At 72.8% G+C, this 6,045-nt stretch carries 4 protein-coding genes (1 of these 4 only partly in view); 3 read left to right on the top strand and 1 reads right to left on the bottom strand.

Features of this window, described 5'->3' with window-relative positions; genetic code table 11:
* A protein-coding gene (gene tyrS / locus BJZ21_RS07505; protein WP_343052012.1) for a tyrosine--tRNA ligase crosses the window boundary here: on the bottom strand, positions 1-814 show its 5' portion. 458 nt of this gene lie to the left of the window's left edge; only the first 814 of its 1,272 coding nucleotides appear in the window; its start codon is at positions 812-814; the stop codon falls past the left edge of the window.
* Between the two features lie 137 nt (positions 815-951).
* On the opposite strand from tyrS, the gene BJZ21_RS07500 reads away from it, so the two are divergent.
* The 3 genes from BJZ21_RS07500 (at position 952) to BJZ21_RS07490 (ending at position 6,009) form a co-directional block, all read left to right on the top strand.
* Positions 952-2,403, top strand: coding sequence for a protein kinase domain-containing protein (locus BJZ21_RS07500; protein WP_179663174.1), 1,452 nt, complete (start codon positions 952-954; stop codon positions 2,401-2,403).
* Between the two features lie 80 nt (positions 2,404-2,483).
* Positions 2,484-5,684 carry a PAS domain-containing hybrid sensor histidine kinase/response regulator gene (locus tag BJZ21_RS07495; protein WP_179663173.1) on the top strand — a complete coding sequence of 1,067 codons (3,201 nt, stop codon included), beginning with the start codon at positions 2,484-2,486 and terminating at the stop codon, positions 5,682-5,684.
* A gap of 115 nt (positions 5,685-5,799) precedes the next feature.
* Positions 5,800-6,009 (top strand): hypothetical protein, encoded by a 210-nt coding sequence (locus tag BJZ21_RS07490; RefSeq protein WP_179663172.1) that lies wholly within the window; start codon positions 5,800-5,802, stop codon positions 6,007-6,009.
* Positions 6,010-6,045: the final 36 nt, after the last annotated feature.

The raw sequence follows: 6,045 nt of genomic DNA, 5'->3' as shown, positions 1-6,045 counted from the left end.
TGAAGAGCCGCAACAGCTCCCCCACCTTCTCGTCCTCCACGTTCAGCCAGAACTGGTAGAAGGCGTACGGCGACATCATCTCCGGGTCCAGCCAGAGCGCGCCGCCCTCGGTCTTGCCGTACTTGGTGCCGTCCGCGCGGGTCACCAGCGGCGTGGCGAACGCGTGCACGGTGGCGCCGTCGGCCCGGCGGATGAGCTCGACGCCGCCCGTGAGGTTGCCCCACTGGTCGCTGCCGCCGAACTGCAGCGTCACCGCGTGGTCCCGGTGCAGGCTCAAGAAGTCCATCGACTGCAGCAGCACGTAGCTGAACTCGGTGTAGCTGATGCCGGTCTCCAGCCGGCGCTTCACGGTCTCCCGGGCCAGCATCCGGTTCACCGGGAAGTGCTTCCCGATGTCGCGCAGGAAGTCGATGACCGACAGCGACGCCGTCCAGTCGTAGTTGTTGACCATCGTCGCCGCGTTCGGCCCCTCGAAGGACAGGAAGGGCTCGATCTGGCGGCGCACCCGCTCGACCCAGTCCTTGACGGTGTCGAGCGAGTTGAGGGTGCGCTCCCCGGAGTCCTTGGGGTCGCCGATCATGCCCGTCGCGCCACCGACGAGCGCGTACGGCGTGTGCCCGGCCAGCTGGAGGCGGCGCGCGGTGAGGATCTGCAGCAGGTTGCCCATGTGCAGGCTCGGCGCCGTCGGGTCGAAGCCCACGTAGAACCGGACGCTCCCGGCGGCGAACGCCTCGCGCAGGCCGGCGAGGTCGGTCGAGTGGGCGATCAGGCCGCGCCACTGCAGGTCGTCGAGGAGAGCGGGGTCGAGGGACACGCGGAAGCCTTCCACAGTTCGGTGCTGACGACCCCAAGCCTGCCCCATCCGCGCGAGCACCGCCCACCCGGTTTCACCGATGCGACCGTGGCGGGAGCCGTCGCTACCCTGATCTGCGGCATGGGAGGGACCCAACGGTGATCGCAGGCAGGTACTCGCTGGACCGGGAGATCGGTCGCGGCGGCATGGGCTCGGTGTGGCTGGGGGCCGACGAGGTGCTCGGCCGGCCGGTCGCGCTCAAGCGCATCGGCATGGTGCCCGGCGTCGAGGCGCCCGACCTGGTCCGCGCCGAGCGCGAGGCCCGGCTCGCGGCCCGGCTCAACCATCCGCACGTGGTCGCGGTGTTCGACCTCGTCGTCGAGGACGACGAGCGGTGGCTGGTGATGGAGTACGTCGAGAGCGTGACCCTGGCCGAGCTGGTGCGAGACCAGGGCCCGCTGTCGCCGGCCCGGGCGGCCCCCCTGCTGGCGCAGGCGGCCGATGCGCTGACCGAGGCGCACGAGGCCGGCATCGTGCACCGCGACGTGAAGCCCTCCAACATCCTGGTGACCCGCGAGGGCCAGGTGAAGCTCACGGACTTCGGGATCGCCCGGGCCGCGGCCGACGCCACCCTGACCCAGACCGGCCTGGTCACCGGGTCGCCGGCGTACCTCGCCCCCGAGGTCGCGTCCGGCCAGTCCGCGTCCGCGGCCAGCGACGTGTGGTCGCTGGGCGCCACGCTCTACCACGCGCTCGCCGGGAAGCCGCCGTACGAGGTCGGCGGGAACCTGATGGGGACGCTCTACCGCATCGTGCACGAGGCGCCGCCGCGGCTGCCGGACGCCGGCTGGCTCGCTCCCCTCCTCGAGGCGACGATGACTCCCGACCCGGCGGACCGGTGGTCGATGAGCCGGGTGCGCGACGTGCTCCGGTCCGGCGAGGCCGGGCCGGCGACCCCGCCGTCCTCGTCGTCCGCGGCGTCCTCCGCTCCGCCGGCCGCGCCCACCCGGGTCCTCCCGGCGGATCCGGCCCCGCGGCCGCGCTCGACGCCGGACGAAGGACCGGTGCCGCGGCGCCGCCCCGGCCGCTCGCTGCTCCCGGTGCTGGTCGGCCTCGCGGTGGTCCTGGCCGCGCTGGTGGGCTGGGCGATCGTCGGCCGCGACGGCACCGAGACCGGGACCGCCACCCCGCCCAGCCACAGCCGCGCCCCCAGCCAATCCCCCAGCGGATCCCCCAGCCGATCCCCCAGCGGATCCCCCAGCGGATCCCCCAGCGGATCCCCGGGCTCCCCGACCGCCGGACCCACCGTGGACGGCATGCACCGGTTCATCGAGGACTACCTGGCCACCGTCACCAGCGACCCGAAGTCGGCCTTCGCCATGCTGTCCCCTCGGTTCCGACAAGCCAGCGGCGGCCTCTCCGGCTACGAAGGCTTCTGGGACACCATCAAGACGGCCCGGCTCCGCTCGTTCAACGCGACCGATCCGGACGCGCTCACGGTCGACTACGTCGTGGACTACACCCGCAAGAACGGCACGTCGACCTCCGACGAGGTCTCCCTCCGGCTGGCCTACCGTGACGGCCGGTACCTGATCGACGAGGAGTCCTGAACCGGCTCGAGCTCCCCTCTCGTGGGCGATCGGTGCCGCCCCCGCATCGGCTGGCCCTATCGTTTCCCCGGGAGGCACGTATGGAGCTGTCAGGGCTGTACCGGGACGTCATCGAGACGTCGCCCGACGGCATCTGGGTGTTCGACCTCGACGGCCGCACGATCTACGCGAACCCGGCGCTGGCCCGGATGTTCGGTGCCGAGCCAGAGGAGCTCGTCGACCTGACGGTCTTCGAGACGCTCGACGAGGTGGGGCGCGGCCAGTTCGCCGACCACCTCGACGTCGTACGCCGGGGCGAGCTCAACCCTGGCGACGTGGAGAGCCGGTTCGTGCGTCGTGACGGCAGCGCCCTGTGGGTGCTGGTGCGCGAGAGCGCTCTGCGTGGGCCGGACGGCCGGATCGCGGCCGTCGTGCACCGGCTCGCCGACTTCTCCGACCGTCGCTCGGTCCACGACAAGCTGACCGCCAGCCAGCGCCAGCTCGCCGAGGCACAGCGGATCGCCCGGCTCGGCAGCTGGGAGTGGGACGTCGAGCAGGACCGCATCGTCGGGTCCGAGGAGCTCTACGCCCTCTACGGTTACGGTGCCGCCGAATTCGGCGGCACCTACGCGGACTTCCTCGCCATGGTGCACCCCGATGACCGTGACCAGGTGGACGACGCCGTCCAGGACGCCCTGCAGGGGGGCGGCGCGTTCTTCTTCGTGGTCAGGGTGGCGCACGCCGACGGCAGCTGGGTCTGGACGCGCGGCCGGGGCGAGGCGCACCACGACGCCGCCGGCGCGGTGACCCGGATGTCCGGCACCCACCAGGACATCACCGAGACCAAGCTCGCGGAGCTCGCCCTGGAGGACTCCGTCCGGCAGAACGCGCTGATGCAGGCGGTCGCCACCGCGGCGAACGAGGCCCGGACCCTCGAGGAGGTCCTCAGCCAGGCACAGGCCCTGGTGCTGCTGCACGACGACTGGGAGCGGGCCCGGGCGTTCCTGCCCTCGGCCGACGGGCGCGGCGTGGTCCCGCTCTACATCTTCGAGGAGGACCGCGAGGTCGACGCCACCGAGCCCGGGACCTCGGTGGCCGAGACCGAGCTCGCCAACCGGGCCTTCCGCGAGCGCCGCACCGTGTGGGACGACGCCCGGCTCACCGTGGCCTTCTGCGTGTCCGCCCACGACCAGGTCTGCGCGGTCATCACGATCACCTCCGCTCCCCCGCTCTACCGCCACGACATGATCACCTCGATGGTCGAGCAGGTCGCCGTGCAGCTCGCCCGGGTCGCCGAACGGGAACGGGCCGAGCGGGAGCTCGCCACCGCCAGGGACGAGGCGATGGAGGCCTCCCGCCAGAAGTCGGAGTTCCTGGCCACCATGAGCCACGAGATCCGCACGCCGCTCAACGGCGTCATCGGCCTGAACGACCTGCTGCTCCGGACCCGGCTGGACGCCGCGCAGATGCGCCTCGCCTCCGGGGTGCAGGTGGCCAGCAGGGCCCTGCTCGGCGTCATCAACGACGTCTTGGACTTCTCGAAGATCGAGGCCGGGAAGCTGCTGCTCGAACGGCTGGACTTCGAGGTCCGTCCGGTCTTCGACCAGGTCGCGAGCCTGCTCGCCGAGTCCGCGCGCGCCAAGGGGCTCGAGCTGGTCGTCTCCTGTCACCCCGACGTCCCCGAGGTGCTGCGGGGGGACCCGATGCGCCTGGCCCAGGTGCTGACGAACCTGGGCTCGAACGCCGTGAAGTTCACCGAGGCCGGCCAGGTCCTGGTCCGGGCGACCGCGCAGCCGGGCGGGGGCGGCCGCACGCAGCTCCGGGTCGAGGTCAGGGACACCGGCGTGGGCGTCCCCCGGGGCGACGTGCAGAGCCTCTTCGACCCGTTCACCCAGGCCGACGCGTCCACGACCCGGACCTACGGCGGGACCGGTCTGGGGCTGGCGATCTCACGGGAGATCGTCGAGGCGTTGGGGGGCGAGATCGGGCTGGAGCCCAACCCCGGCGGCGGGACGGTCTTCTGGTTCACCGCCGACTTCGAGGCCGCCGCGGGCGATGTCGCCGACCCCGACGACGAGTACGCCCGGGGCTGGCTGCGCGGGCGCAGGGTGCTGGTGGTGGACGACAACGAGCACAACCGGCTGGTGCTGCAGGAGCAGCTGGGCTGGTGGGGCGTGCGTGCGCACGTGGTCGCCGAGGCGCACGCCGCCGTCGCGGCCGTGGAGGCGGCCGCCCGCGAGGGCGACCCGTTCGACGCGGCCCTGCTCGACCTGGTCATGCCGGGGCGCGACGGGCTGGACCTGGCCGAGGACCTGCGCAGCCGGCCCGAGAACGACGACCTGGTGCTGCTCATGCTCACCTCGCGGACCGTGCCGGACCCGGACCGCGTCCGCGCGGCGCGGGTCACCGACCTGCTCACCAAGCCGGTGCTGTGGGCGGCGCTACGCGACGTGCTCCTGCACCACGTCGCCGGCGCCGGTCCGCGGCCCTCGATCTCCGGCGGCCAACCCGCCGGGCCCAGCCGGCGCCACCGGGTGCTCGTGGTCGAGGACAACCCGGTCAACCAGATGGTGGCCGTGGGGATGCTCGAGGCGCTGGGTTACGCCGCCGAGACCGCCGACGACGGGCAGGCCGCCCTCGAGGCCCTCGCCCGCCCCGGGCAGGACGGGTACGACGCGATCCTGATGGACGTGCAGATGCCCCGCATGGACGGCTACGCCGCCACCCGGCAGATCCGCGCTCGTGAGCAGGGAGACCGGGTCCCGGTGATCGCCATGACCGCCGCGGCGATCGAGGGCGAGAAGGACCGCTGCCTGGCCGCGGGCATGGACGACTTCCTGACCAAGCCGGTGGACATCACGGTCCTGCGCGCCGTGCTGGACAAGTGGCTCGCGGGCAAGGGAGCGCCGCCGGCCGGCACGGACCCATGCCCCGCCGCCGCGCCGCGGATCGAGGGGCTCGACGTGCCCCGCCTCGACGAGCTGCGCGACCTCGATCCGGGCAACACCTCCTACCTCGACCGCGCGATCGGCAACTTCGTCACGAACACGCCCGCGACGATGGCGACCATCCGCGAGGCCTGCGCCGCCGGGGACGCGCAGAGGCTCAAGCAGGTCGCGCACAAGCTGGCCGGCGGCGCGCTGAACCTGGGCGTCACCCCGGCCGGACGGATCGCCCAGCAGCTGGAGCTGGCCGCCGACAGCGGCAGCACCGAGGGCTGCGCCCGGCTCGTCGAGGCCCTCGAGCTCGCGCTGGCCGAGGGCCGGGCGGCCGTGCTGGCCTACCAGGCGTCGTACTCCTGAGCGACGCCGGTCCGTGCCCGGTGCGCGGGGGTTGGCCCCCACGCACCCGGGGTATGACCCCTCCGACACTCGTGACACGTGCCCGGACCGAGGCCCGGACCAAGGAGAGAAGTCCATGAAGAGTCTGCTCGGCATCATCGTCGTGCTGTGGTTGGTGATCGGCGTCGCCGCCGCGTTCCAGCGCGGCTACTTCGGCAATGACCAGGAGGTCAGCTGCAAGACCGCCGGCGACACCGCGCTGACCGTGGTGGCCGGCCCCCTGAACTACATGGGCGCCAACCCCAAGGTCGACTGCAACGTGAACGTGCCCCAGCCCTCCAAGTGAGCTCGGGCGCCCACGCGAGCGGCGGCCCCGGACGTG

The sequence above is a fragment of the Nocardioides panaciterrulae genome (assembly GCF_013409645.1).
GTDB lineage: Bacteria > Actinomycetota > Actinomycetes > Propionibacteriales > Nocardioidaceae > Nocardioides > Nocardioides panaciterrulae.
Note: the sequence above shows the minus strand (reverse complement) of the source record. Positions and strands in the feature narration are given on the sequence as shown.

Bases quoted from the DNA above. Each gene is read 5' to 3' on its own strand.
- BJZ21_RS07495 (WP_179663173.1), top strand. From the start codon at position 2,484: ATGGAGCTGTCAGGGCTGTACCGGGACGTCATCGAGACGTCGCCCGAC.
- BJZ21_RS07490 (WP_179663172.1), top strand. From the start codon at position 5,800: ATGAAGAGTCTGCTCGGCATCATCGTCGTGCTGTGGTTGGTGATCGGC.